Below are 25,940 nucleotides of genomic sequence, written 5' to 3'. Positions count from 1 at the left end.
GGGGCCGGAGGCCCTAGAAGCCCAGCCGGCCCAGCTGCTTCGGGTCGCGCTGCCAATCCTTGGCGACCTTGACGTGCAACTCCAGGAAGATCCGCACACCGAGCAGTTTCTCGATCTGCAGGCGCGCACTGGTACCGACTTCCCGCAGCCGCGCTCCGCCCTTACCGATGACGATGCCCTTCTGGCTGGGCCGCTCGACGTAAAGCAACGCATGGACGTCCAGCATCTCGCCCTGCTTTTCGGTGCGTCCCTCGCGCGGGATGACCTCCTCGATCACCACGGCCAAGGAGTGCGGCAATTCTTCACCGAGGCCCTCGAGCGCAGCCTCACGGATGAGTTCGGCCATGAGCACCTCTTCGGGCTCGTCCGTCAGTTCGCCGTCCGGGTAGAAGGCCGGGCCCTCGTCCATCAGACCGGCGAGCACGTCGACCAGGATCTCGACCTGTTCGCCCGACTGCGCGGACACCGGGACAACCTCGGATTCGGGGCCGAGCAGGGTGGACAGCGCGAGCAACTGCTTGCCGACGGCGTCGCGGCTTACCTTGTCGATCTTGGTGACGATGCCGACCAGCTTGGTCTTGGGCGCCATCTGACGGACCTGCTGCACGATCCAGCGGTCGCCGGGCCCGATGGCCTCGTCAGCCGGGATGCACAGGCCGATGACGTCGACCTCGGAGTAGGTGTCACGAACCAGGTCGTTGAGGCGCTGCCCGAGCAATGTGCGGGGCTTGTGCAGTCCGGGGGTGTCCACCAGGATCAGCTGCGCATGCTCGCGATGAACGATGCCGCGAATCGTATGGCGCGTCGTCTGCGGGCGCGATGACGTGATCGCGATCTTGCTGCCGACCAAAGCGTTGGTCAGCGTGGACTTACCCGTATTGGGTCGACCCACGAAACACACGAAGCCTGACCGGAATTCGTTGTTGCTCATAACTGCTCCTCGCTGAACACTCGCTCAGTCATCGGTGTCTTCTGTCTCTTCGTCTTCGGACCGCGGGATACGCTGCACGAACACCGTGCTGATGCGTACCCGGCCTCGGCCCGTATTGGTTCCCTCGCCGCGCAGGATCAAACCGTCGTACTCCACTTCGGAACCGGGAAGTGGAACTCGGCCGAGTACGTATCCGATCAGCCCGCCGACGGTTTCGACCTCGTCGAGTTCGAGTTCGAGATCGAATAATTCGCCGAGGTCTTCGATCGGGAGCCTCGCGGATACACGGAACATTCCGTCACCGAGATCCTCGATCGGCGGCGTCTCGTCCTCGTCGTACTCGTCGGCGATCTCACCGACGATCTCCTCGATGACGTCCTCGATCGTGACCAGCCCGGCGATTCCGCCGTACTCGTCGACGAGGATCGCCATGTGATTGCGGTCGCGCTGCATCTCGGCCAGCAAGCTGTCGAGCGGCTTCGAGTCGGGAACGAACACTGCCGGTCGCATGACGTCGCAGACGTTGACGTTTCGTCCGCCGTCAGGCAGGTGATAAGTCTGCTTGACCAGATCCTTGAGATAGACGACTCCGAGCACGTCGTCGACGTTCTCCCCGATGACGGGCAATCGCGAGTGACCACTCCGAACTGCCAACGACGTTGCCTGCCCGGCATTCTTGTCGTTCTCGATCCACACCATGTCGGTGCGGGGCACCATCACCTCGCGCGCCGACGTGTCTCCTAGTTCGAAGACCGACTGGATCATTCGGCGTTCTTCGTCGGCGACGACGCCGCGTTCCTGCGCCATGTCCACCAGTTCACGCAGCTCGATTTCCGAAGCGAACGGACCGTTGCGGAAGCCCTTACCCGGGGTCAAGGCGTTACCCACGAGGATCAGGACGCGACTGATCGGCCCGAGCAGAACACCGATCCAGAGCAGTGGCAGCGACGCTGCCATCGCGATCGAGTACGCATGTTGGCGCCCAAGCGTTCTCGGTCCGACGCCGATGACCACGTACGAAACGAGAACCATGATCACCGCGGTGACGGTCAGCGCCCAGCCCAACGAGAGGATGTCGATCAGGCCGCCGACGAGTACGACGGTGGCCGTGATTTCGCACAAAATGCGAAGCAGGACCATCAGATTCACGTATCGCGGACGATCGGTCAGGATGCGTTGCACTCGCGCGGCACCGGCTCGCTCTTCCTTTGCCATCTCGTCGATGCGCGCCGACGAAATGGTGTTGAGCGCCGAGTCGACGGCCGCGAAGACACCACCGACCGGGACAAGAGCAATCGCCAGAACAAAGAGCGCTATGGCGCTACTCACTACAGAACCCCCGGATAACTGTTATCGGTCCACTCCGTCGACGAAACCCGTTTTACCGAGCAGCTTCTGATCACGTTCGGCCAGTGCTGCTTCGCGGTCGATACGGCGAAGGTCTTCGTACCACTCTTCGAGGAGGCTGTTCTGCAAGCCGAACATCTCCTTCTCCTCTTCCGGCTCTGCGTGGTCGTAACCGAGGAGGTGCAACACACCGTGAACGGTCAGGAGTGCCAGTTCATGAGCCAGTGAATGCCCGGCCTTGTCGGCCTGATCCGCAGCAAAAGACGGACACAGCACGATGTCGCCGAGCATCGACGGCCCAGGCTCGGGGGAATCGGGACGGCCACCCGGCTCGAGTTCGTCCATCGGGAACGACATGACGTCGGTCGGGCCCGGCAGATCCATCCAACGAACGTGCAGATCCGCCATCGTCGCGGAGTCGACGAGAACCATCGACAGCTCGGCCGCCGGATGGACATCCATCCGAGCGATCACGAAACGGGCAACGCTGATCAACTCCGGTTCGGAGATGTCCATGCCCGATTCGTTCGAGACCTCGATGCTCATGTGCGACGCTCTTTCCTGGGAAAAGTAGGGGTTGATGCGTCGCTCAGCCTACCGTCGCGGTGAATGAGCATGTGCAGCGCGGCGCTGCGCCCGGTTTCCGACGGCCAACTCGCCGGACCGATCCGATTCGTGGCGCTCGTATGCGTCGACGATGTGGGAGACCAGCCGATGACGTACGACGTCGCTGCTGTCGAGAGCGGCGAAATGAATATCGTCGATCCCGGTGAGGATTTCGGATGCCGCACGCAGACCCGAACGGGCCCCGCCCGGCAGATCGACCTGAGTCACGTCTCCGGTGACCACGATCTTGGAACCGAACCCGAGACGGGTCAGGAACATCTTCATCTGCTCGGCCGTGGTGTTCTGCGCTTCGTCCAAGATGATGAAGGCGTCGTTGAGTGTCCGGCCTCGCATGTAGGCGAGCGGAGCGACCTCGATGACCCCGGCCTGCATCAACTTCGGAATTGCCTCGGGATCCATCATGTCGTGCAATGCGTCGTGCAGCGGGCGCAGGTACGGATCGATCTTCTCGTGCAATGTGCCGGGCAGAAAGCCCAGTCGCTCGCCGGCCTCGACGGCCGGCCTGGTCAAGATGATCCGAGAGACCTGCTTGGCCTGCAACGCCTGTACGGCCTTGGCCATGGCGAGGTAGGTCTTGCCCGTACCGGCCGGGCCGACTCCGAACACGATGGTGTTCTCGTCGATGGCGTCGACGTAGCGTTTCTGGTTGAGGGTCTTCGGCCGAATCGTCTTGCCTCGGCGCGAAAGAATGTCTAGGGAGAGCACCTCGGCCGGAGACTCGCCGACCTCGTTGGTGAGCATGCCGATGGTTCGTCGGACAGCGTCCGGTGCGATGGGTTGCCCCCGACCGGCCAGCGACGCCAATTCACTGAACACACGTTCTGCCAGCGCTACATCGGCGGCAGTTCCGGACAAGTTGATGGTTCCGCCACGTACGTGAATGTCGGCACGAAGCTCACGTTCGATCGCGGTGAGATTCTCGTCCGTCGCCCCCAGGACTTGACGCACGGTCTCCGGCGCCAGGTCCATACTCGAACGGACGGTGCGCTCTGCAGGCAGAGCGCGCTCGGTGATGGTGGTTACACGGTTCCCGTCGAGTTCACTGTGTTCACTCACGTGGTGAATATGGCCTGCTTTCTGGTCCGATCAGCCCACTCGACTCGTGAGCCTCGATACTTCGAAGTCTAGCGCCAGAGTCGGACACGGCCCACTTGTTAATCCTTGCGCCGACCGGCCGGCAGCGATTCTCGGATCCATTCCGACGCTTCGGCGACGGTCTCGGCACTTCGCTCCGGACTGATACCCGCGATGACCAGGCACACCGTGGCAAAGGATTCACCCGAGTCCGTGATGAGCCCACTGTTCGCCTGATCGAACAAAGTGATCGTGACGGCTTCGGTCATCGCGACCAGAGTCTCGGCCGGCAGGTACGTCGAGAACGTCCCGTCGCGCTGACCGCGCTCGACGACGCCGATACTCACTGCGCGTGCAGGTTCCATCAGATCGAGAATCCGCTGCTCCCCCAGCTCTTTGCGAGCAAAGCTGAGCAGCATCCGGAATCGATCACCGACCGGCCACGACAGCAACGCCAGTACGGCAGTCGCCAGATCCGGGCGCTCGGGCGGCTCACCGGCTTTGCTCAGCGCGGCAACGAGATCGGTCGACGCCTCGTCCACGATGCCGTTGATCAGCGCCTCGCGGCTGTCGAAATGCGCGTACACGGTTCGCCTGACCACACCGGCGGCCTTCGCGACGTCGTCCATGCTCGCATCCGGATCGGCGACAAAAGCGGTGATCGCCGCCTCGATGATGCGATTGCGATTGGCCGCGGCCTGACTACGACGCTGTCGTCCGCTCGATTCGGCAGTTCCCGAAACGACTGTGCCCAAGTGCGTCAACGCGCGTTCCACCTCTTTCGACTGCCCAACTGTGATCTAGATCAATCATAGTTGCACATTGGTGTGCAAGTTATTAACTTACACATCAGTGTGCAAACAGATCGAAGGGTGCCTTCGATCATCAGGAACGGAGCCGCGCCATGACGACACTCATGAGCAAACCTGTCTCGGAGATGGACCAGCCGTACTCACGGCGATGGGCCGCCCTGGGGGTGTTGTGCCTGAGCCTGCTGATCGTCGTGATGGCCAACACCGCGCTGATCGTCGCCGCGCCGGACATGACCAGAGACCTGGGCCTCACCAGCACTCAACTTCAATGGGTCATCGACGGCTACACGGTCCCCTACGCCGCGCTGATGCTGCTGTTCGGCGTGATCGGTGACAAGTACAGCCGCCGCGGAGCGCTTCTGGCCGGACTCGCCGTGTTCGCCGGCGGCGCCGTCTTCGGCAGCATCGCGGACACCACCAACGCCGTCATCGCGGCACGAATGATCATGGGCGTCGGCGCCGCGATCATCATGCCCGCGACGCTCTCCCTTCTGGTCGCAACCTTTCCCAAAGCGGAGCGTTCACGCGCCATCGCGGCGTGGGCAGCGACGTCAGGTCTCGCGATCGCGCTCGGCCCCCTACTGGCCGGATGGATTCTCGACAGCCATTCCTGGAGCATCACTTTCCTGATCAACGTCCCGATCGCCGCGGTCGCTGCCGTCGCCGCGGTACTTCTGGTGCCGCCGAGCAAGGCCGAGCACCTGGGCCGGATCGACTGGATCGGCGGCGCACTCTCCGTGGTCACCATCGGCTCGCTCGTGTACTCGATCATCAACGGATTCCACTTCGGGTGGAGCGGCGGACCCATCGGTGCCGCTGCACTCGCCGCAATCGGCCTCATCTCGTTCGTCGTCTGGGAACTGCGCCACCCGCAGCCACTGCTCGACGTCCGTAAGCTCGGCCAGCGCATGGTCGGCGGCGCGACGCTCGCTGTACTTCTGCTGTTCCTGGCCGCCTTCGGTGCCATCTACTTCATCTCGCAGCAATTCCAGTTCATCCTCGGATACGGGGCACTCGAAACCGGTGTTCGTCTGCTGCCCTTGGCAATTGCCGTCTCGATCGGCGCAGTGGTCAGTGGCCGAGTCACCCCGCTGATCGGCGTCCGGGCATCCATCGTCGGCGGCATGGTCGTCGCCGCGATCGGCGTTCTGATTCTCACGCAGGTCGACGGCGATTCGAGCTACTGGATGTTCGCAGTCCCACTGATTCTGCTCGGCCTGGGCATCGGCCTCAGTGAACCGCCGGCCACCGACGCCATCATGGACAACTTCTCCGAGGACGATCTCGGCGCTGCGGGTGGCCTCAACGACACCGCCATCGAACTCGGCGGCTCGCTGGGAATCGCGATCCTCGGCTCGATCCTCGCTGCGAGCTACAAGGATTCGATTGCCGGATTCATCAATGGCATGCAGGTTCCGCAGTTGACGGGCGAGCTGGCTCAACAGGCCGCGTACGCGATGGAGGTGTCGGGCGAATCTGTCGGCGGCGCTTCGTTGGTCGCCGAAGAGATGGCAGGCAACCCGTTGGCTGCAGCTCAGGCACAACCGTTGCTCGACGCGGCCGCCAGTGCCTATGCCGACGCGATTTCGGCGGCCAGTTGGGCGGGCGGTCTTGCACTGTTCGTGGGCGCAGTTGTCGTCGCGTCCATCCTGCCGGGCAAGAAGGCCCCTGTGTCAGTCTGACGTGATCAGCGCCAGCGGGTCTTCGGCGAGAACCAACTCGCGGGAGACCTGCCAGGACTCGGTCGAGGGTGAAAGAAAGGCATCGTGTCCTTCGCCCTCGATCACACGCAGTGCCACGGGATCACCAGCCGCTTCGGCAGCTTTCGCATACCGGGAGCTCACCTTGGCAGGCACCTGCAGGTCCTGCGCACCCGTGACGCACACAACGGGGACGCCGATCGGTAGTCGATGCTGCGGCGACGCACTGCGATACAGATCCGGGTCCGCGTCGAACGGAACGCCGAACAGATCCTCGATGAAGCTGATCCGTCGTCCACGCTCGCCTGCCGACGCCAGATCGAGTGCGGCAGCCTGGGCAATGACCCGCTCGGGTCGGGCAAACGTGCCCTTCTCCCCCGCCAGCCACACTGCGAGATGTCCACCGGCCGAATGCCCGAGCAGGCAAACCTGATTCAGATCGAATTCGGCCGAAGACTTCGCGGCAACCAGTCCGGGGATTTCGTCGTACGCGGTTTTCACGTCGGCGGACATCTCCGGCCAACCACCGCCCGCCCCGAGACGGCGGTATTCGATGTTCCACACCGCGACGCCGTGACGCGCGAGTTCGACTGCAAACGCGGTGCCCAGGTTCAATCCGTACTGCCCGCTCCAGAAGCCACCATGGATCTGCATGACGATCGGGATCGGGCCGTGGGCGGCCCCGGCGGCGGTCCCATCTGCGACTCCGTCGGGAACGTAGAGATGCCCGAACTGTTGCTCGTGTGGACCGTAGGGAATCTTGAATCGAGGCACCGGAGGAAATCTATCTCAGGTGAGGGCGCTGCCTGCGGCCCAGTCGGCCCACGAGAGCGTCCAGTCACCGTTCTGCCAGACCTCCAGCGGAGCGCCGCCGGTGTTCTTGATCTCGACGACATCTCCTGGCTGGGAGAAGTCGAAGAACCATTTGGCATTGACCGCGCTGAGATTGAGGCAACCGTGCGAGGTATCGGTGTTTCCCTGTGCCCAGACAGTGCTCTCCAACTCGTGAAGGTAGATGCCGTCGGTGCTGATGCGGGTGGCCCAGTTGATGGATTCCTTGTACCCGAGACGCGAGTTGATCGGCAGGCCGTAGGTCGACGAATCCATGATCACGGGATTGGCCTTGTCCATGACGGTGTACGTGCCGGGCTGGGTCCAGAACGAGAGCGTCGTGCCGCCGATCGTCTCGGTGCCGCCCATGCCCATCGAGGTCGGCATTTCCTTGATCACCTGACCGTTTTCGTAGACGGTCACCATCTTGGTGTTGTCGTCGGCGACCGAGACGTGGGAGTCACCGATCTTGAAGGACACGGTGTCGTCCTGCTGGCCGTACAGGCCGTTGCCCAACTGCTTGCCGTAGATGTTCGCGTTCACCGACACCGTGGTGCCTGGTGCGTAGTAATTCTGCGGACGCCAGTGAACGTTCTGACCGTCGACCCAGTACCACGATCCCTGCACCGGCGGATTGGTGGTGACCACCAGTGACTTCTCGGCCGCGGCCTTGTCACCGATCAACTCGTCGAAATGAACCGCGACAACCGTGCCGACGCCGTACGTGCCACCGTCCGAGATCGAGGCGCCGCCGGTGGTGTTGATGTACGCGCGAGTCTGATTGCTCGGAGCGACCGTGGTCAGCGTCGTGTTCTTGGTCGTGGCAACACCATTCGCGTCGACGGCGTCGACGATCAACTTGTAGGTCTTGCCGTACCCGAGGGGTTCGCTCGGCTTCCAGGACGTCTTGTCCGGCGTCGTGATGCCGGCGACTTCCTTACCTTCGGGATTGGTCAGCTCGACTGTCGTCAGCGTTCCCTTCGCGACCTGGACCTCGATGGGATCGAGCGGACTCACCGGGGTTCCGCCGTCAGCCGGTGTGACCGTGACGAGCGCCTCGCTGGTCGGTGTGGTGGTGACGGCGCTGCTGGAAGAACCTGTGTTGTCTCCGGTGGAGACTGTGCACCCCGCGACCAGCATCATCGCCGCCGCGGCACACACCGCTCCAACGATTCGCATATGCGCACGTGACAACATCTGGCCTCCTGAAATCCCCGAACCAACTCACGCCGAAGGCGACCCCCGACGTCCTTACGATAGTGCGCAAAACTGACACTTCGCTGAGCGCCGGATCCGATTCAGCTCGGGATCACAGCAAGATCAGTGCAGTGGTCGCGGTCCCCAGCGATCGGTCAACACTCCGATGGCGCCCAGAGCAACGGCTCCGGCGGTCGACGTGCGCAGGACCGTCGGGCCGAGAAGCACCGGAGTGGCCCCGGCCTCCGACAACGCACTGATCTCCGAATCGTCCAGCCCACCTTCGGGGCCGACAACCAGAAATACCTCCTCCGCGCTCGCCAGCGGCAAGCCGGCCAACGGCGTCGTCGCCGATTCGTGAAGCACCGCAACCACAGCGCCGCGGGCAACGGCGTCGCGAACCAACGCGATCACCGCCGCCGTCTTGTGCAACTCCGAAATCTCCGGGACAAACGCGCGCCTGGACTGCTTTGCCGCAGACACGGCCGCACTTCTCCAGCGTGCGACGCCCTTGGCGAGCTTCGGTCCCTCCCACTTGGCAACACACCGCAAGGACTGCCACGGAATCACCGCGTCGATCCCCGCCTCGGTCGCCAGTTCGACGGCCAACTCGGAACGCTCGGCCTTGGGAAGTGCCTGAACAAGTGTCACTTGCGGCTTGGGCTGCTGCAGAACCTGGACGTCACTGACCAACAGTTCCAGACGATCCTTGCCGACGCTCGTCACCTCGGCATCGGCTACCCGGCCACGACCGTCGGCCAAAACCAAACGCTCGCCGACGCCGATCCGGCGAACGGTCGCCGCGTGGCGACCCTCCTGCCCGTCCAAAACCGCGATTTCACCGACTCCGGGAACCGGGTCGAGAAAGAAGACCGTTGCGGCCACCGTCAGCGGCCGCTGAATGCTTCGCGAAGACGCGAGAACAATCCACCGCTGTTCTGCGAGTTGGTCGAGACAACTTCGGCCTCGTCACGATCTCGGAGCAGCTTGAATTCCTTGAGCAGCTTCGACTGCTTGTGATCGAGACGGCTCGGGATGACCACTTCGAGGTGAGCGTGGACGTCGCCGCGCACTCCCGACCGCAGCTTCGGCATGCCGTGACCGCGAAGAACAGCAACGTGCCCGGGCTGGGTGCCTGGCTCGATGGTGATTTCCTTGGGACCGTCGATGATGGTGTCGACGGTGACAGTCGTACCGAGCGCTGCGTCGACCATCGGAACGCGGATCGTGCAGTGCAGGTCTTCACCGTCTCGAACGAAGACCTCGTGCTGCTGCTCGACGATCTCCACGTAGAGGTCGCCGGGGTGTCCGCCGCCGGGGCCGACTTCACCCTGCGCGGTCAAACGGATGCGCATGCCACCGGCAACGCCCGCGGGGACCTTCACGGTGATGTCGCGCTTGGCCCGAACTCGGCCGTCGCCGCCACACTTGTGGCAGGGATCCGGGATGGTCTCGCCGGCACCGCGGCACGTCGGGCAGGGACGCGAAGTCATGACCTGCCCGAGGAACGAGCGCTGGATGGACTGAACTTCGCCCGCACCGTTGCAGGTCTCGCAGCGCACTGGCTTGGAGTCGCCGTTGGTTCCGGCGCCGGTGCAGCTGTCGCACAGGATCGCCGTCTCGACGGTCACGTGCTTGCTGACACCCGTTGCACATTCTGCGAGGGTGAGCTTGGTGCGAAGCAACGAGTCGGCTCCGGGCTGAACGCGACCGCGCGGGCCACGGCCTGCGCCGCCACCGCCGCCGAAGAATGCTTCGAAGACGTCGCCGAGGCCACCGCCACCGAATCCGCCGCCGAAACCGCCACCTCCGCCGCCACCGGACTCGAGCGGGTCTCCGCCGAGATCGACGACGCGACGCTTCTCCGGGTCGGTCAGGACCTCGTAGGCCGTCGAGATCTCCTTGAACTTGGCCTGCGCCGCCTCGTCAGGGTTGACGTCCGGGTGCAGTTCGCGTGCCAGCTTGCGGTAAGCGCGCTTGAGCTCCTGGTCTGTCGCGTTCTTGTCGACGCCGAGCAATCCGTAGTAATCCCGTGCCACGTTTTCTCTCTCGTCCTTCTCTTACTTCTAGGTTTTCCTCAGTCCTCGCGAGGAGGTGTGTCGACGAATGTCGACGCCCGTCATCGCTCGGAGAGAACTTCGCCGATGTATCTGGCAACGGCGGCAACCGATGCAATTGTTCCCGGATAGTCCATCCGAGTGGGTCCGAGCACACCGACACCACCGAAAACGGTACCGGCCGCGCCGTAGCCAGTCGAAATCACGGAGGTTCCGCGCATCTGCTCGACCTGCGTCTCTTCACCGATCTGGACGGTGACCGTGCCGGAATTCTGCGTCGCAGCGAGTAGTTTCAGGACCACTACCTGCTCTTCCAGTGCCTCGAGCACTGCGCGCAGCGAACCGGGGAAGCCGGCCAGACCGGAAAAATCGGCGGCGTTGCGCGTGAGGTTGGAGGTTCCGCCCAAGACCAGGCGATCTTCCGGATGCTCGACCAGTGTCTCGACCAGAACGGTTGCCGACCGGATCACGGCGTCGCGCAGGTCGGCCGGAGATTCGTCGGCCAGTTCCGCCACGGCAATCGACGCGGCGGCCAGGCGCTTGCCTTCCAGTGCTCCGCCGAGAAGCGTGCGCAACCGGGACAGATCCTCGTCTTCGAGGACGTCTCCGAGTTCGACGATTCGCTGATCGACACGGCCGGAATCGGTGATGAGAACGAGGAGCAGACGCGCGGGCGTCAGCGCGACGACCTCCAGGTGGCGAACCGACGATGCGGACAGCGACGGGTATTGGACAACCGCGACCTGACGGGTCAGTTGCGCGAGCAGTCGCACACCTCGACGCAGAACGTCGTCGAGGTCGACGCCCGATTCCAAGAACTCGAGGATCGCTCGACGCTCCGGCCCGGACATGGGCTTGACGTCGGCAATGCGATCGACGAACTCGCGGTATCCCTTGTCGGTGGGAACGCGGCCGGAACTGGTGTGCGGTTGGGCGATGTAGCCCTCGGCCTCGAGGAATGCCATGTCGTTGCGCACAGTGGCGCTCGACACTCCGAGGTTGTGACGCTCGACCAGTGCCTTGGATCCCACCGGGTCCTGGGTGGAGACGTAATCGGCCACGATTGCACGTAAGACCTCGAAACGCCTGTCGTCGGTACTCGACATCGTTGCCACCTCCGTTTCCTGAACAGAACGAACACCGACATTTGCACATCGGTTCCCACTGGCAGTCTAATCGCCCGAGCGCCAGAGACGGCTGTTGCCCTTACTGTGGAGCGAGATCGGCGAACGGCCGATCGTACAACCACGGACAAGGCGGCACATGATCTTCAAAGGCGTGATGGACGGCAAACCGTATCCAGATCACGGACTGTCTCTACGCGACTGGGCGAAGTTCCCTCCACGTCAGGTTCGACTCGACGAGATCGTGACCACCACGAAAGTCCTCGAACTCGACCGCTTGCTGTCGGAGGACTCGACCTTCTACGGCGATCTGTTCCCTCACGCGGTGCAATGGCGCGGCACCCTCTACCTCGAGGACGGATTGCACCGAGCGGTTCGCTCCGCCCTGCGAAACCGCGTCGTACTGCACGCGCGTGTCTTCGACTTCGACGCGATGCCCGGTGTCATCGAGGGCGTCCGCTGACGCTCAGGGTCAGCGAGGGCGACCGCTGACGCTCAGCAGGTAATCGCGAGAAGCGCAGGAGTCGTTTGCCCCGGCCAGGTTCCAGTGAGCATTTCCGAGCCTGAAACTCGATCTGCGTCGATCACTCTCGACACAGTCAGTTCCAGGCCTCCTGCACTGATGATCGTGTCGGTGCCGACTGTCGAGCAGGTGACCGATTCGACGACCGGTACCGACGCCCCGGCCGTACCGCTACCCGTTACGTGCGCGGTCACCGGTATGTGATCGCCCGAGTCCGCGAAGACCAATTCGACCCCGGTACCACCGGTGAGAATCGCGGTCGCCAACGCGGTCACGTAGACCGGATCACAGCACGCGTCGTATACCCACCGCTCGCCCAGCACCGAATGATCCATGGTTGCGATCAGTGCAGCGTCCGCCCCGGACAGCGGAGCACCACGGTAGGTGAGCGGGACCTGAAGAATTCGACCGTCGGCCGAGCGGAGCAGGTGCGTCTCGATTCCGACCTCACCGGCCGGGTCGTCGAAACGATAGGCGTCGACGCGTTCGAGCGTCGAACAGTCGACGGAGCCGAGCCACGGCTGCTTGGGTACCCACGCTCGGAGCAAGTCGTTCTTGGACGGATTCAACTGCGCACGATGAATGAGGGCCACCGCGGTCACGTTACGCGGCGAAGGATGGTGGCGCTTCAGGTCAGGATCGTGCGAATCACCGCATCGGCGAGCAGGCGACCACGGTCGGTCAGAACCACATGATCTTTCTCGATCACAGCCAACCCGTCGACAACCACCTGATCGGCCGAAACCCGTTCGGATGCAGATAGTTCCGACAGCGGAAGACCGGTACGCAAGCGTGCGGTCAACATGACTCGCTCCATGTGTTCGTCCTCGGCCGTCAGTTCTTCACTGCCTCCGACGGGAAGTTCACCGAGCGTCAACTGCTCCGCATACCGCGCCGGGTGCTTGACGTTCCACCACCGCACTCCACCGACGTGACTGTGCGCGCCCGGTCCGGCTCCCCACCAGTCACCGCCGTCCCAGTAACCGAGGTTGTGGCGGCAGCGGGTGTCACCGGAGTCCGCGGTTTCCGCTTTTGCCCAGTTGGAGACCTCGTACCAGTGCAAGCCTGCTTCGGCCAGGCGTGAATCGATCCGTTCGTATCGCGACGCCAGCACGTCGTCGTCCGGGGCCGGCAATTCGCCGCGTCGGACTTTTCGAGCCATGGCGGTGCCGTCCTCGACGATCAGCGCGTAGGCCGAGACGTGGTCGACGTCGGCGGAGAGAACCGCATCGAGCGAGGCGTCCAGATCCTCGTCGCGCTCCCCTGGCGTTCCGTAGATCAAATCCAAGTTCACATGTGAAAAGCCAGCTGCGCGAGCCTCTTTCGCGGCAGCGACGGCGCGGCCGGGAGTGTGCGTGCGGTCGAGGATCTTCAGGACGTGCTGAGCCGCAGACTGCATGCCTAGGGAAATCCGGGTGAATCCGGCACTGCGGAGAGCGCCGAAGAATTCCGGCGAGGTCGATTCGGGGTTCGATTCCGTGGTCACCTCGGCGCCGGACGCCAGACCGAAACTGCTGCGCACCGCCGACAGCACGTCGGACAGTCCGTCGCCACCGAGCAGCGACGGCGTTCCACCGCCCACGAACACCGTCTCCGCTGCCGGGGCGCCCGTCATCTCGGCCGCGAGATCGAGTTCGCGTCGCAGACCTTCCAACCACGACTGCGGCGACGCCGAGGTTCCGAGTTCACCGGCCGTGTAGGTGTTGAAATCGCAGTACCCACACCTGGTGGCACAGAACGGGACGTGGATGTAGATCCCGAACGGCCGTTTCCCGACACCCTCGAGCGAACGCGCGGGCAAGACGAAGGATGTCGCCTCGCTCTGTCGAGTGGGAGTCGTGCTGGTGGCATTCACGCCTCCAGTGTCCCAGCATCCGGAACACACACCTATTCAGCCTGCGATGCAGGTCGGCACGTGGCCTGAACTCGATATTTCCCCCGTTTTTCGTGGAAATATGCGCCCGAGTCGGAATTATCGAGTTGACGTGGCACAATGGTCCGTATGACCGGACTCGGAGTGCGACTTGTGGCGCGTCGCCATGTCGACTTCAAGCGTGTGTGCAGCTCGTCGTGTCTGCACCTGTGTAGCTGTTGATCCTTCACTGATCTTCCAGCCTTTCCCGCTCATCTCCATCTGCTTCACCGAAACAACTCTCTGCAGAGACACTTCGTTTCAGAGATACAGCTTCTCCAGCTGTTTGTTTTCGTGAGCACACCTGCCGGCCGCGAGCTTTCCGAGACCGAGGACAGCCCCCTCGCTTTCCGACACGGACCGGTGCGTCCCGATCAGACACCGCCACAGTTCGTCGATAGTGCGTGCCGCGTGCCGATCAACCGCCCAGATCCAGGAGTTCATCGATGACGTCGACCACCGACGCCGCCACACCCGCCGATTCGGCAGCACCTGCCGAAGCTCGGCCCGCCCGCGCTGCGCGTCCCGCCAAGCGTCGCGCCGAAGGTCAGTGGGCCCTCGGCTACCGGGAACCGCTCAACGCCAACGAGCAGGCCAAGAAGGACGACAACCCGCTCAACGTTCGGGCCCGCATCGAGAACATCTACTCCAAGCAGGGCTTCGACAGCATCGACAAGGGTGATCTGCGCGGCCGCTTCCGCTGGTGGGGTCTCTACACCCAGCGCGAAGAAGGCTACGACGGCACCTTCACCGGCGACGAGAACATCGATCTGCTCGAGGCCAAGTACTTCATGATGCGTGTGCGTTGCGATGCCGGCGCGCTGAACGTCGAGCAGCTGCGCACCATCGCCGGTATCTCGAAGGAATTCGGCCGGAACACCGCGGATTTGTCGGACCGTGAGAACGTTCAGTTCCACTGGATCGAAGTCGAGAACGTCCCGGAGATCTGGAAGCGACTCGAAGCCGTCGGACTCAAGACCACCGAAGCGTGCGGTGACTGCCCTCGCGTCGTCCTCGGTTCTCCCCTGGCCGGCGAATCGCTCGACGAGGTCCTCGATCCCACTCCGGCGATCGACGAGATCGTGCGCCGCTACATCGGCGATCCCAAATACTCCAACCTGCCGCGCAAGTTCAAGACCGCCATCTCCGGTCAGCAGGATGTTGTTCACGAGATCAACGACATCGCCTTCATCGGCGTGAACCACCCCGAGCACGGCCCCGGCCTCGACCTCTGGGTCGGCGGCGGCCTGTCCACCAACCCGATGCTGGCGCAGCGCGTCGGCGCCTGGATTCCGCTCGACGAGGTTCCCGACGTCTGGGAGGGTGTCGTCTCGATCTTCCGTGACTACGGATACCGCCGTCTGCGCGCGAAGGCCAGGCTCAAGTTCCTCATCAAGGACTGGGGCATCGAAAAGTTCCGTGAGGTTCTCGAGACCGAGTACCTGAAGCGTCCGCTCATCGACGGCCCGGCGCCGGAGAAGCCCAAGCGCCCGATCGATCACGTCGGCATCCAGAAGACCCGCAACGGCCACAACGCAGTCGGTTTCGCTCCGATCGCCGGCCGCGTCTCGGGAGACATCCTGGCTCAGGTCGCCGACGCTTCCGAGAAGGCCGGCAGCGACCGGATCCGCTTCACGCCGTACCAGAAGCTGATCATCCTCGACGTCGCCGACGAGACCCTCGAGCCGCTCATCGCCGATCTCGACGCACTGGGCCTTCCCGCCCGTCCGTCGCACTGGCGCAAGAATCTGATGGCCTGCTCCGGCATCGAGTTCTGCAAGCTCTCGTTCGCCGAGACTCGCAAGCGTTCACAGGTGCTCGTGCCCGAACTCGAACAGCGTCTCGCCGACATCAACAGCCAGCTCGACGTGCCGATCACCATCAACATCAACGGTTGCCCCAACTCCTGCGCTCGCTCGCAGATCGCCGACATCGGCTTCAAGGGCCAGCTCGTCGACGACGGTGAGGGGAATCAAGTCGAGGGTTTCCAGGTTCACCTGGGAGGCAGCCTCGGATTCGACAGCGCCTTCGGACGCAAGCTGCGCCAGCACAAGGTCACCAGCGTCGAGATGGGTGACTACATCGACCGCGTCGTACGTCAGTTCGTGAAGAACCGCAACGAAGGTGAGCGGTTCGCGGAATGGGCAGTGCGCGCAGACGAAGGAGATTTGCGATGACAGTGGACATTTCGCGAGCAACTGCCGACGAGCTTCGGTCCATCGCCGAGCGCGGTGCCGTAGAACTCGACGGGGCCAACGCACAGGAACTGTTGCAGTGGACCGAGGACACGTTCGGCGACGGGGCGAGCGCAGCGACGGGGAATCGTAGCGGGGCGAGCGCAGCGACGGGGAATCGTAGCGGTTACATTGTTGCGTCGAACATGCAGGACGGGGTACTGGTTCACCTTGCTGCGCAGGTTCATCCAGGCGTCGACGTTCTCTTCCTCGACACCGGCTACCACTTCCCCGAGACCATCGGCACGCGTGACGCGGTCGAGCAGGTGTACGGCGTCAACGTCATCAATGCGCGTGCGCTGGCAAGCGTCGCCGAGCAGGATGTCGCCGAGGGCAAGGATCTGTTCGCCCGTGACCCCAACCGCTGCTGCGCTTTGCGCAAGGTTGCACCCCTCAAGCAGACACTGTCCGGGTACAGCGCATGGGTGACCGGCATCCGCCGGGTCGAGGCCCCCACCCGCGCCAATGCTCCCCTGATCTCCTTCGACGATGCCTTCGGCCTCGTGAAGATCAACCCGATCGCTCCGTGGTCGGACGAGGAGATGCAGAACTACATCGACACCCATTCCATCCTCGTCAATCCTCTTGTCGACGAGGGATATCCGTCCATCGGCTGCGCACCCTGCACCAGCAAGCCAGCCCCCGGCAGCGATCCGCGTAGCGGTCGTTGGGCCGGTGCCTCCAAGACAGAATGCGGGTTGCACGCATCATGACAGTTGACTTGACACTTTCACGTCCTCAGCTCGACGGCACACAGTTCGATACTCTCGACGCCCTCGAGTCCGAAGCGATCCACATCTTCCGAGAGGTAGCCGGCGAATTCGAACGCCCGGTCATCCTCTTTTCAGGAGGCAAGGATTCCACGGTGCTGCTGCATCTGGCGATCAAGGCCTTCTGGCCCGCGCCTTTGCCGTTCACCCTGCTGCACGTCGACACCGGCCACAACCTGCAGGAAGTCCTCGACTTCCGCGACCACGTGGTGGCCAAGTACAACCTGCGCCTGCACGTGGCCAGCGTCGAGGAGTACATCGCGGACGGTCGCCTCACCGAGCGCCCCGACGGTATCCGCAACCCGCTGCAGACCGTACCGTTGCTGGACGCGATCTCCGAGAACCGCTTCGACGCCGTATTCGGTGGCGCTCGCCGCGACGAGGAGCGGGCCCGCGCGAAGGAGCGGATCTTCTCGCTGCGCAACGCTTTCGGTCAGTGGGACCCCAAGAAGCAGCGCCCGGAACTGTGGAACCTGTACAACGGTCGCCACTCCCCCGGCGAGCAGGTGCGAGTCTTCCCGCTCAGCAACTTCACCGAGCTGGACATCTGGCGTTACATCGCCCGCGACAACGTCGAACTCGCCAGCATCTACTACGCCCACCAGCGTCCGGTGTACCAGCGCGACGGCATGTGGATGACGCCCGGCGTCTGGGGTGGACCGGCTGACGGCGAAGAGCTGCAGACCCTTTCGGTGCGTTACCGCACCGTCGGCGACGGTTCGACCACCGGCGCAGTCCTCTCCGATGCGGCTGACAACGAGGCCATTCTGGCCGAGGTTGCGGCATCACGTTTGACCGAGCGCGGCGCGACCCGTGGCGACGACCGAGTTTCCGAAGCGGCCATGGAAGACCGCAAGCGAGAGGGCTATTTCTGATCATGAGCGACCAAGTGCGGAGCCCGCGGAGCACTCATTCCGCACAGCTTCTGAGACTGGCCACTGCCGGCAGCGTCGACGACGGAAAGTCCACCCTCGTGGGCCGTCTGTTGTACGACACCAAATCCGTTCTCGCCGACCAGATCGACGCCGTGACCCGCGCGTCGGTGGACCGCGGTCTCGACACCCCTGACCTCTCGCTCCTCGTGGACGGTCTGCGCGCCGAGCGCGAGCAGGGCATCACCATCGACGTGGCGTACCGCTACTTCGCGACCCCCAAGCGCACGTTCGTGCTGGCCGATACGCCGGGCCACGTGCAGTACACCCGCAACACGGTCTCCGGTGCCTCGACGGCGCAGCTCGTGATCTTGCTGGTCGATGCCCGCAAGGGTGTCATCGCACAGACACGTAGGCACGCAGCGGTTCTCGCGTTGCTCGGTGTTCCGAAGCTGGTTCTCGCCGTGAACAAGATCGACCTCGTCGAGAATCCCGAAGAGGTTTTCACCTCGATCTCCGCCGAGTTCAACGAACTCACCAGCTCGCTGGGCTGGGCAAGCGAAGATGTCGTGGAGATCCCGGTGTCTGCGCTGCACGGAGACAACGTCGCGATCCGCTCGGACAAGACCCCGTACTACACCGGCCCCACGCTGATCGAGCACCTCGAGTCGATTCCGGTCGACGCCGAGCCGCATCGCGTCGGCCTGCGTTTCCCGGTGCAGTACGTGATTCGTCCCCGCACCGCCGAGTTCCTCGACTACCGCGGCTACGCCGGTCAGGTTGCCGCCGGTTCCGTCGTGCCCGGCGACGAAGTGGTGATCCTGCCCTCGGGTACGCGCACCACCGTCACTCGTATCGACACGGCCGACGGTGAACTGGACGTCGCCCACGCGGGACGCAGCGTCACGTTGATCTTGGCCGACGACGTCGACGTCTCACGCGGCGACACCATCGCGTCCCCGTCTGACGCACCTGAGCCGATCGGCGAATTCGACGCCACAGTCTGCTGGCTGGCCGAGAAGTCGCTGCGCCCCGGTGCACGATTGCTGCTCAAGCACGGCACGCGTACCACGCAGGCCATCGTGGGCAGCTTGGTGGAGCGCTTCAACGAGCAGGACCTGACCACAGATCAGGGCCCGGAAACTCTCGAGCTCAACGAAATCGGCAAGATCTCGATCCGAGTAGCCGAGCCGATCGTGGCCGACGACTACGCCGTCAACCGCCACACCGGCAGCTTCCTGCTGATCGATCCCGCGGGCGGAAACACCCTCGCCGCAGGCCTCGTCGGCGACGTCATCTCCGCCGTCGAATTAGGCGAGCGCGTCTAAGTAGATGGTTCCGCTCATTGCTGTTGCGCACGGCAGCCGTGATCCCCGTTCTGCTCGGGTGATCGCGGCTGCCGTCGCGGCTCTTCGTGAAGCGCGGCCAGATCTCGACGTCCGGCTGGCTTTCCTCGATCTCAACGCGCCATCCATCGATCAGGTCCTCGATGGTGTTGCTGCCGACGGACACACGCAAGCCGTCGCTGTCCCGATGTTGCTGGGCAACGCGTTCCATGCTCGGGTAGATCTGCCCGGGCTCTTGGCCGCTGCCGCGATACGCCACCGCCAGCTGACCGTGTTCCAAGCTGACGTACTAGGCCGCGACGCTCGGTTGATCGAGGCGGTGCGTGAGCGAATCCTCGAATCAGGTGCCCAGCTGGACGATCCGTCGGTAGGGGTCGCTCTTGCGGCAGTCGGCTCGTCCGACGCGCGCGCCAACGCCGCAACCGCAGAATTGGCGTCCACACTTCTGGCCGGAACCAACTGGTCGGGTGTTCGAATCTGCTTCGCCACGTCTGCGGAACCGACAGTTGCCCAGGCGATCTCCGCTCTCGAGCAGGACGGCGCCGAACGCGTTGTCGTCGCACCGTGGTTCTTGGCTCCCGGCCTACTCACCGACCGATTGAGCACTGCAGCAGCAACGGCATGTCCGCGCGCGCGTTTCGCCGACACGATCGGTGGGCACTCTCTACTGATCGAAACGATGATCGACCGTTACCGACAAGTCGCTGATGCACTACCCGGCCGTCTGGTCCGCTTTGCCTGATCCGGTTTCACAGGCCGTTATCAGATTGTTACCGTAGTGTTGGAGCTGTCCAGCTCGCGAAGGTACCTCCTTCGCCTGCGAAACAGATCTTTGGGTGCAATCCCCTCAGAGCGCCGCGAGAGGGAACACCATCACTCACAATCTTCGCCTCGGCACAGCTGGCATCGCATGGGTCCTGTCGGTGCTCTACCTGCTTGTCGAAATCTTCACGGCCGGAGCCTGGAAGACGCCGTACAGCTTCGCGCGCGACTCCATCAGTTCGCTGGGCGTGACGACATGCAGCGTGGATTCGTGTTCGCCGATGCACGACGTCATGAACGCTGCTTTCATGATCCTCGGTGCGCTCACCATCGTCGGCGCGGCCTTGCTGCACAAGTACATTCCGGACGGTCGTGCGAAGAAGTGGATCCTCGGACTCGCCGTCGTCGTTGCACTGAGTACCGCGGCCACCGGCCTCTTCCCTGCCAACGACGGAACCTTCGTACACTGGACTGCCGTGTTCCCCGGCTTCATCGCCCGGCATGCCGTTCTCGTACTCATGGCCATTTCTTTCTGGCGGCATCGTCGGTGGATCGCAGTGTGGTCGGGACTGTGCGCGGCCACCGGAATCGTCGGCGCCGTACTGCTTCTCGGACGAACCCTCACCTTCGGCCTGGGTGAGCGCCTGACGCTGTACCCACTACCTATGTGGATGGCTGTCACCGGCGTCGCAGCCCTGCTCGCATTGATGCGCCGAACCGTGTTGAAGAACGTGGAACTGACACTGCCCGGTAACGGATTCGTCACCGCTCTGTTGTCGTTGCGCCCGCGCCGATCTCGCGCAGCAGTGCCCACCGACGTTCTCGCGCCTCGCGAGCTGACCGGTTTGTAGCGAACCGGGGGTGAGCAGGGACACACTGGTAAGGACGCGACGCGAGGAGACTTCCATGACCAGTGCACCTGTTCGACACGGAATCGTGGCCGGTATCGACGGCTCGGCAAGCGCGGTCAACGCCGCGAGGTGGGCAGCATCGGCTGCAAAGAGATTCGACGAACCACTTCGCCTGACCCACGTGCTGCCAGGACAACCCGAGTCCGGTGGAGGTACCAACGTCACCGACGAAGAGATGTTCGACCACCACCTTCGCGTCGAGGGTGCAAAATTACTCGACGAGGCCGAGGACGCCATCCGCGATGATCACACCGACGTCACCATCGAACGCGGCCTCGTGACTGGTACTCCCGCAACCACACTCGTCGAACTCTCGAAGTCGGCTCGCATCGTTGCACTGGGTCAGGCCGGCACCAGCGAGATGCAATCCGTGTTTCTCGGATCCGACACCATTCGGGTGGTCAACCGTGCGCACTGTCCCGTGGCCGTATTCCGAGGTACGGGTGATCACGCGAGGGCCGACACCAGGCCCATCGTCGTCGGCGTCGACGGGAGCAAGCTCAGCGAACTCGCCGTCGCCCATGCTTTCGAGTTTGCCGCGTTCCTCGGCGCACCTTTGGTGGCGGTCCACACGTGGAACGAGCACGCCTCGCTGGGCGGGTATTCCGAAGCCAGGCGCTTCGTCGACTGGGGACCGTACGAGCAGCATGAGCACGCACTGTTGTCCGAGTGCCTTGCCGGTTGGACCGAGAAGTACCCCGACGTCGAAGTCACCCGCAGCGTCCAACGCAGCGGACCGATGAAGGCACTGCTCGAGCATTCAGCTGAGGCGCAGCTCGTTGTCGTCGGTAGCCACGGCCGCAGCCCGTTCATGGCGTCGATCGTCGGTTCGACCAGTCAGAGCCTCATTCACCACGCCCAGTGCCCGGTCCTCGTCTGCCGCGAGGGCTGAACCCGCACAGCTGCGGCGCCCCCCCCTTTTTCTGAGCGAACGGCACTTTCGACGCTTTCAGGAGACCGAAAGTGCCGTTCACTCAACCAGGAGCGGGGGTGAAAACAGGGCAAACAGGGCTAACAGGTCAAACCTGGCCGACGACGCTCACCGTGACCGGCTCCTGCACCGGCGTCGACACCGGGGTCTCCGGCAGATCCGGCACCCGAGTTGCCCGGGCGTACACCGTCTCGCCCGCCTCGAGGTGCAGCGCTGCACTGTCACCGCGGGTGACCTGAGCCGAGAACAGCTCACCGGTTGCCTCGTTGCGCAGGTCGACCCGAACCTCGAAGCCGAGGTACACGACGCGCTCGACGGTTGCGCGTGTGACGCCGAGGGACTCGGCCGTTCCGGACTCCTGAGCGAGAGCCATGCTCGGATCGCGGCCGAGGCGGATGTCGTGCGGACGAACCAGCTGCCCGTTGAGCTTCGCGACGGATCCGAGGAAGGACATCACGAAGTCGTTGGACGGTCGGTCGTACAGGTCGGCAGGTTCACCGATCTGCTCGATCCGCCCCTTGTTCAGCACTGCAATCCGGTCGGCGACGTCGAGAGCCTCTTCCTGGTCGTGGGTGACCAGAACGGTGGTGACGTGCACTTCGTCGTGCAGGCGACGCAACCATGTGCGCAGGTCGGCACGGACCTTCGCGTCGAGCGCGCCGAAGGGCTCGTCGAGCAGGAGAACCTGAGGGTCGACAGCCAAAGCACGAGCCAACGCCATGCGCTGACGCTGGCCACCGGACAGCTGCGCCGGGTACCGATGCTGAAAGCCGTCGAGTCCGACGATCTCGAGTAGTTCGTTGACCTTCTTCTCGATCTCAGGCTTCGGGCGCTTGCGGATCTTGAGCCCGAACGCCACGTTGTCCCGCACCGTCATGTGCTTGAACGCGGCGTAGTGCTGGAACACGAAGCCGATGTCACGCTTCTGCGGCGAGATGCCGGTGACGTCCTTGCCGGCGATGGTGATGGTTCCCGAATCGAGCTCTTCGAGCCCGGCGATCGAACGCAGCAACGTCGACTTCCCCGAGCCACTGGGCCCCAGCAATGCCGTCAACGAACCCGAGGGAATGTTGACCGTCACGTCGTCGAGCGCCGCGAAATCACCGTAGTTCTTTCGGGCCCCGGTCACTGTGATCATGTGGTGCTCCTCTTACGGTCCAGCAGCGTCATCAGCAACAGGACAATGATGGCGATGCCCATCAGCAGCGTTGCCGCCGAATACGCACCAAAGGTGTTGTGGTCGTCGATGTATCGCGAATGCACCAGCAACGTCAGTGTCTGGGACACCCCCGGGAAACCGGAAGAGACCATGATGACTGCGCCGAATTCACCGAGCGAACGCGCCACCGTCAACACGATTCCGTACGTCAAGCCCCAACGGATCGCGGGCAAGGTGATCCGCCAGAACGTCTGCCAACCCGAGGCACCAAGCGTCGCGGCAGCTTGTTCCTGCTCGTCGCCGATCTCGTGAAGGACGGGTTCGACCTCCCGGACGACAAAGGGGAGCGTCACGAAGATCGTCGCGATCACCATGCCTGGCAAGCCGAAGATGACCTTGAATCCCAACGATTCGATGCCGCCGAACCAGCCGTTGGCACCCCACAGAAGAATCAAGGACACCCCGACGACGACGGGCGAGACTGCGAACGGCAGGTCGACCACCGATTGCAGAACTCCGCGGCCCGGGAACCGACCACGCACCAGGGCCAGTGCGGTGACGACGCCGAACACGACGTTCACCGGAACCACGATCGCCACGATGATCAGCGAAAGATTCAGCGCGGAAATCGCTGCCGGTGTCGTGATCGATTCGATGAACGGACCGATCCCGTTCTCGAACGTTCGTGTCAGGATCACGCCGATCGGCACGACCAACAACACGAACAGGTAGACGAGAGCGATGGTCCGCAGACCGATCTTTGATCCTCTGGACACGTTCATCGGGAACTCTCCTCACGTCGCTGTCCGCGCGAAGCGAAGATTCGCAGGACGAACAGCGTCACGAATGCGATGGCGAGCAACGCTACCGACACTGCAGCGGCGTTGGTCGGACGATCGATCTCGATCTGCTGCTGAATGTACTGCGACGTCATCTGTGTCACTCGTGGGATGTTGCCGCCGATGAGGACGACGGAACCGTATTCGCCGATCGCTCGCGCGAACGCGAGTCCCGCGCCGGAGATGACGGCGGGCGCCAGCGTCGGAAGAACGACGGAGCGAAAGATCGTCCAGTTGGAAGCGCCCAACGATGCAGCGGCTTCCTCGACCTCACGGTCGACCTCCATCAGCACCGGTTGCACTGAGCGAACGACGAATGGCAAGGTCACGAAAGCCAGCGCCACGATCAAACCGGGCTGAGTTGCGTTGAGGTGGATGTCGATCGGAGACTGCGGACCGTAGAGGGACAACAGCACGATCGACGCCACAATGGTCGGCAACGCGAACGGCAGGTCGATCATCGAGTTGACGATGCGCTTGCCCGGGAAGTCGTCCCGGACCAGTACCCACGCGATGATCGTGCCCATCACGACGTTCAGCAATGCGACGATCACCGAGACGAACAACGTCACGCGCAACGACGCCAAAGCAACGGGTGCGGTGACGGCGTCCCAGAATCCGGAGATCCCCTCGTCGAACGCGGTGGCGGTCAACGCGGCGAGCGGAAGCAGAACGATCACGGAGAGCCACAGGGTGGCCACTCCGATTCCGAGCGGCCCCACACTCCCCGTGACCCGCGCGAGTTTCCGCCGACGAGCCACGGGGGTGGGGTCGATAGTGTCAGTCACGTCGGTCTTACTTGGTCGCGTTGTCGTAGATCACTGCGATCGAACCGGTGTCCTTGGTGAACAGAGCACTGTCCACGGCCTTCCAGCCGCCGAGGTCTGCAATGGTCCACAGCTTGGTCGGCTCGGGGAACTTGTCCGTGAACTTTGCAGCGACGGCGGGATCGACGGGACGGAATCCTGCTTCGGCCCAGAGCGTCTGGCCCTCGGTCGTGTACAGGTAGTCCTTGAACGCTGTTGCCTTGTCGAGGACCTTGCTGTTCGAGATCACGGCAACCGGGTTCTCGATCTTGAAGGTCGTGGGCGGGGTGACGTGCTCGACCGGGTCGCCGTTGCCCTCGATGAACAGTGCCTCGTTCTCGTAGCTGATCAGAACGTCGCCGCTGCCCTGCAGGAAGGCTTCCGAAGCCTCACGTCCCGACTTGGGCTGGATCTTGACGTGATCGTTGACCAAGGCGGTGACGTAGTCGAGGCCCGCTTGCGGGTTCTTGCCACCGTCGCTCTTTGCGGCGTACGGCGCCAGGAGGTTCCACTTGGCCGAGCCGGAACTGAACGGGTTCGGCGTGACGACCTCGAGGCCGGGCTGAAGCAGGTCGTCCCAGTCCTTGATCCCCTTCGGGTTGCCCGGACGGGTCACGATGGTGACAACCGATCCGAACGGAATTCCGTTGTAGGCGTCCTGGTTCCAGTTCTGATCGACCAGGCCGGCATCGACCAGTCGGGTGATGTCGGGCTCGACGGAAAAGTTGACGAAGTCGGCCTCGGCACCGTCCTTCACCTTGCGCGACTGGTCGCCCGAGGCGCCGTACGAAGGATTGAAGTTGACGTTCTTGCCCTCGTCGGTCGCCTGGAAGGCTGCGGTGAGCTTGTCGAAGCCGGGCTTCGGCACGGCGTAGGCGAACAGGTTGATCGTGCCGGCGCTACCGTCGCTGGCGGCGCTGTCACCACCCACGGTGTCGCTCGAGCCACCACTGCACGCTGTGAGTACCACGGCCCCCATGGTCGCGATAGCAGTGAGAAGTGTGCGGGAACGGCGTTTCATTGCAGATACCTTCCTGAAAGGACTGACAAACGAGGGTTGATCAAACGACAAGTCCGAGACCTCTGGGGCTGAATCCATCGGGACGTTCAGACATGGAGAGCCGACGGGCAAAGAGCCCTGAATCGGGGGCGCGAGTTACGCGCAGAGAAGTTCG

25 protein-coding genes are annotated in these 25,940 nt (G+C 63.4%); 9 read left to right on the top strand and 16 right to left on the bottom strand.

Annotated features, from left to right (window positions below):
• Nucleotides 1-13: 13 nt before the first annotated feature.
• The 5 genes from era to QM716_RS11015 form a co-directional block, all read right to left on the bottom strand.
• Complete coding sequence (gene era / locus QM716_RS11035; RefSeq protein ID WP_283304183.1) at nucleotides 14-931, bottom strand: GTPase Era; 918 nt, start codon at nucleotides 929-931, stop codon at nucleotides 14-16.
• A gap of 24 nt (nucleotides 932-955) precedes the next feature.
• On the bottom strand, nucleotides 956-2,260 hold the full coding sequence (locus QM716_RS11030; RefSeq protein ID WP_019749019.1) for a hemolysin family protein: 1,305 nt from the start codon (nucleotides 2,258-2,260) through the stop codon (nucleotides 956-958).
• 21 nt (nucleotides 2,261-2,281) lie between these two features.
• Nucleotides 2,282-2,824, bottom strand: a complete 543-nt coding sequence (ybeY, locus tag QM716_RS11025) for an rRNA maturation RNase YbeY (RefSeq protein ID WP_003944525.1) — start codon at nucleotides 2,822-2,824, stop codon at nucleotides 2,282-2,284.
• 48 nt (nucleotides 2,825-2,872) lie between these two features.
• Entirely contained in the window at nucleotides 2,873-3,961 is a 1,089-nt protein-coding gene (locus QM716_RS11020) for a PhoH family protein (protein WP_502942011.1), read from the bottom strand.
• A gap of 98 nt (nucleotides 3,962-4,059) precedes the next feature.
• Nucleotides 4,060-4,755, bottom strand: a complete 696-nt coding sequence (locus tag QM716_RS11015) for a TetR/AcrR family transcriptional regulator (RefSeq protein ID WP_283304182.1) — start codon at nucleotides 4,753-4,755, stop codon at nucleotides 4,060-4,062.
• 128 nt (nucleotides 4,756-4,883) lie between these two features.
• Between QM716_RS11015 and QM716_RS11010 the strand changes: the two genes are divergently transcribed.
• Complete coding sequence (locus QM716_RS11010) at nucleotides 4,884-6,473, top strand: MFS transporter (protein WP_283304181.1); 1,590 nt, start codon at nucleotides 4,884-4,886, stop codon at nucleotides 6,471-6,473.
• Here QM716_RS11010 and QM716_RS11005 read toward each other — a convergent pair.
• From QM716_RS11005 to hrcA, 5 genes are all read right to left on the bottom strand, one after another.
• On the bottom strand, nucleotides 6,465-7,265 hold the full coding sequence (locus QM716_RS11005; protein ID WP_283304180.1) for an alpha/beta hydrolase family protein: 801 nt from the start codon (nucleotides 7,263-7,265) through the stop codon (nucleotides 6,465-6,467). The two genes, QM716_RS11010 and QM716_RS11005, sit on opposite strands and share 9 nt — an antisense overlap.
• Before the next feature lie 15 nt (nucleotides 7,266-7,280).
• Nucleotides 7,281-8,519, bottom strand: coding sequence for a L,D-transpeptidase (locus QM716_RS11000; protein ID WP_283304179.1), 1,239 nt, complete (start codon nucleotides 8,517-8,519; stop codon nucleotides 7,281-7,283).
• Between the two features lie 123 nt (nucleotides 8,520-8,642).
• Nucleotides 8,643-9,404 (bottom strand): 16S rRNA (uracil(1498)-N(3))-methyltransferase, encoded by a 762-nt coding sequence (locus QM716_RS10995; RefSeq protein WP_283304178.1) that lies wholly within the window; start codon nucleotides 9,402-9,404, stop codon nucleotides 8,643-8,645.
• A gap of 2 nt (nucleotides 9,405-9,406) precedes the next feature.
• Nucleotides 9,407-10,558, bottom strand: a complete 1,152-nt coding sequence (gene dnaJ / locus QM716_RS10990) for a molecular chaperone DnaJ (protein WP_283304176.1) — start codon at nucleotides 10,556-10,558, stop codon at nucleotides 9,407-9,409.
• Nucleotides 10,559-10,638: 80 nt separating this feature from the next.
• Complete coding sequence (gene hrcA / locus QM716_RS10985; RefSeq protein ID WP_003944583.1) at nucleotides 10,639-11,682, bottom strand: heat-inducible transcriptional repressor HrcA; 1,044 nt, start codon at nucleotides 11,680-11,682, stop codon at nucleotides 10,639-10,641.
• 157 nt (nucleotides 11,683-11,839) lie between these two features.
• Here hrcA and QM716_RS10980 point away from each other — a divergent pair, with 157 nt between their 5' ends.
• Nucleotides 11,840-12,163, top strand: a complete 324-nt coding sequence (locus tag QM716_RS10980; RefSeq protein WP_283304175.1) for a type II toxin-antitoxin system VapB family antitoxin — start codon at nucleotides 11,840-11,842, stop codon at nucleotides 12,161-12,163.
• 32 nt (nucleotides 12,164-12,195) lie between these two features.
• Here the strand turns inward: QM716_RS10980 and QM716_RS10975 are convergent, their stop codons facing one another.
• Nucleotides 12,196-12,816 carry a CG0192-related protein gene (locus QM716_RS10975; RefSeq protein WP_283304174.1) on the bottom strand — a complete coding sequence of 207 codons (621 nt, stop codon included), beginning with the start codon at nucleotides 12,814-12,816 and terminating at the stop codon, nucleotides 12,196-12,198.
• Between the two features lie 35 nt (nucleotides 12,817-12,851).
• On the bottom strand, nucleotides 12,852-14,078 hold the full coding sequence (gene hemW, locus QM716_RS10970) for a radical SAM family heme chaperone HemW (protein WP_283304173.1): 1,227 nt from the start codon (nucleotides 14,076-14,078) through the stop codon (nucleotides 12,852-12,854).
• Between the two features lie 503 nt (nucleotides 14,079-14,581).
• Between hemW and QM716_RS10965 the strand changes: the two genes are divergently transcribed.
• From QM716_RS10965 to QM716_RS10935, 7 genes are all read left to right on the top strand, one after another.
• Nucleotides 14,582-16,312, top strand: a complete 1,731-nt coding sequence (locus QM716_RS10965) for a nitrite/sulfite reductase (RefSeq protein ID WP_283304172.1) — start codon at nucleotides 14,582-14,584, stop codon at nucleotides 16,310-16,312.
• On the top strand, nucleotides 16,309-17,082 hold the full coding sequence (locus tag QM716_RS10960; RefSeq protein WP_283304171.1) for a phosphoadenylyl-sulfate reductase: 774 nt from the start codon (nucleotides 16,309-16,311) through the stop codon (nucleotides 17,080-17,082). Before QM716_RS10965 ends, QM716_RS10960 begins: the two co-directional genes overlap by 4 nt.
• Nucleotides 17,079-18,014, top strand: coding sequence for a sulfate adenylyltransferase subunit CysD (gene cysD, locus QM716_RS10955; protein WP_020908199.1), 936 nt, complete (start codon nucleotides 17,079-17,081; stop codon nucleotides 18,012-18,014). The genes QM716_RS10960 and cysD overlap by 4 nt, the downstream gene beginning before the upstream one ends.
• Before the next feature lie 2 nt (nucleotides 18,015-18,016).
• A complete protein-coding gene (locus QM716_RS10950; protein WP_283304170.1) occupies nucleotides 18,017-19,339 on the top strand; it encodes a sulfate adenylyltransferase subunit 1 in 1,323 nt (440 codons plus the stop codon).
• Nucleotides 19,340-19,343: 4 nt separating this feature from the next.
• Nucleotides 19,344-20,099, top strand: a complete 756-nt coding sequence (locus tag QM716_RS10945; RefSeq protein WP_283304169.1) for a sirohydrochlorin chelatase — start codon at nucleotides 19,344-19,346, stop codon at nucleotides 20,097-20,099.
• A gap of 94 nt (nucleotides 20,100-20,193) precedes the next feature.
• Nucleotides 20,194-20,970 carry a DUF998 domain-containing protein gene (locus QM716_RS10940; protein WP_283304168.1) on the top strand — a complete coding sequence of 259 codons (777 nt, stop codon included), beginning with the start codon at nucleotides 20,194-20,196 and terminating at the stop codon, nucleotides 20,968-20,970.
• Nucleotides 20,971-21,025: 55 nt separating this feature from the next.
• Nucleotides 21,026-21,922 (top strand): universal stress protein, encoded by an 897-nt coding sequence (locus QM716_RS10935; protein ID WP_283304167.1) that lies wholly within the window; start codon nucleotides 21,026-21,028, stop codon nucleotides 21,920-21,922.
• A 127-nt stretch (nucleotides 21,923-22,049) separates the two neighbouring features.
• Here the strand turns inward: QM716_RS10935 and QM716_RS10930 are convergent, their stop codons facing one another.
• The 4 genes from QM716_RS10930 to QM716_RS10915 are packed head-to-tail and all read right to left on the bottom strand — an operon-like array spanning nucleotide 22,050 to nucleotide 25,786.
• Nucleotides 22,050-23,099 carry a sulfate/molybdate ABC transporter ATP-binding protein gene (locus QM716_RS10930; protein WP_283304166.1) on the bottom strand — a complete coding sequence of 350 codons (1,050 nt, stop codon included), beginning with the start codon at nucleotides 23,097-23,099 and terminating at the stop codon, nucleotides 22,050-22,052.
• Nucleotides 23,096-23,902 carry a sulfate ABC transporter permease subunit CysW gene (gene cysW / locus QM716_RS10925; RefSeq protein ID WP_283304165.1) on the bottom strand — a complete coding sequence of 269 codons (807 nt, stop codon included), beginning with the start codon at nucleotides 23,900-23,902 and terminating at the stop codon, nucleotides 23,096-23,098. Before cysW ends, QM716_RS10930 begins: the two co-directional genes overlap by 4 nt.
• On the bottom strand, nucleotides 23,899-24,747 hold the full coding sequence (cysT, locus tag QM716_RS10920) for a sulfate ABC transporter permease subunit CysT (protein ID WP_283304164.1): 849 nt from the start codon (nucleotides 24,745-24,747) through the stop codon (nucleotides 23,899-23,901). Before cysT ends, cysW begins: the two co-directional genes overlap by 4 nt.
• Nucleotides 24,748-24,754: 7 nt before the next feature.
• Complete coding sequence (locus QM716_RS10915; protein ID WP_003944569.1) at nucleotides 24,755-25,786, bottom strand: sulfate ABC transporter substrate-binding protein; 1,032 nt, start codon at nucleotides 25,784-25,786, stop codon at nucleotides 24,755-24,757.
• Nucleotides 25,787-25,940 lie beyond the last annotated feature (154 nt).

Source organism: Rhodococcus sp. IEGM 1409 (genome assembly GCF_030056735.1).
In the GTDB taxonomy this organism is placed as follows: Bacteria; Actinomycetota; Actinomycetes; order Mycobacteriales; family Mycobacteriaceae; genus Rhodococcus_F.
Note: the sequence above shows the minus strand (reverse complement) of the source record. Positions and strands in the feature narration are given on the sequence as shown.

Excerpts from the sequence above, each read along its gene's own strand:
- era (WP_283304183.1), bottom strand. The coding sequence starts at position 931 with ATGAGCAACAACGAATTCCGGTCAGGCTTCGTGTGTTTCGTGGGTCGA.
- ybeY (WP_003944525.1), bottom strand. The coding sequence starts at position 2,824 with ATGAGCATCGAGGTCTCGAACGAATCGGGCATGGACATCTCCGAACCG.
- QM716_RS11010 (WP_283304181.1), top strand. The coding sequence starts at position 4,884 with ATGACGACACTCATGAGCAAACCTGTCTCGGAGATGGACCAGCCGTAC.
- QM716_RS11000 (WP_283304179.1), bottom strand. The coding sequence starts at position 8,519 with ATGTTGTCACGTGCGCATATGCGAATCGTTGGAGCGGTGTGTGCCGCG.
- hrcA (WP_003944583.1), bottom strand. The coding sequence starts at position 11,682 with ATGTCGAGTACCGACGACAGGCGTTTCGAGGTCTTACGTGCAATCGTG.
- QM716_RS10980 (WP_283304175.1), top strand. The coding sequence starts at position 11,840 with ATGATCTTCAAAGGCGTGATGGACGGCAAACCGTATCCAGATCACGGA.
- QM716_RS10965 (WP_283304172.1), top strand. The coding sequence starts at position 14,582 with ATGACGTCGACCACCGACGCCGCCACACCCGCCGATTCGGCAGCACCT.
- QM716_RS10960 (WP_283304171.1), top strand. The coding sequence starts at position 16,309 with ATGACAGTGGACATTTCGCGAGCAACTGCCGACGAGCTTCGGTCCATC.
- cysD (WP_020908199.1), top strand. The coding sequence starts at position 17,079 with ATGACAGTTGACTTGACACTTTCACGTCCTCAGCTCGACGGCACACAG.
- QM716_RS10950 (WP_283304170.1), top strand. The coding sequence starts at position 18,017 with ATGAGCGACCAAGTGCGGAGCCCGCGGAGCACTCATTCCGCACAGCTT.
- QM716_RS10945 (WP_283304169.1), top strand. The coding sequence starts at position 19,344 with ATGGTTCCGCTCATTGCTGTTGCGCACGGCAGCCGTGATCCCCGTTCT.
- QM716_RS10935 (WP_283304167.1), top strand. The coding sequence starts at position 21,026 with ATGACCAGTGCACCTGTTCGACACGGAATCGTGGCCGGTATCGACGGC.
- QM716_RS10930 (WP_283304166.1), bottom strand. The coding sequence starts at position 23,099 with ATGATCACAGTGACCGGGGCCCGAAAGAACTACGGTGATTTCGCGGCG.
- cysW (WP_283304165.1), bottom strand. The coding sequence starts at position 23,902 with ATGAACGTGTCCAGAGGATCAAAGATCGGTCTGCGGACCATCGCTCTC.
- QM716_RS10915 (WP_003944569.1), bottom strand. The coding sequence starts at position 25,786 with ATGAAACGCCGTTCCCGCACACTTCTCACTGCTATCGCGACCATGGGG.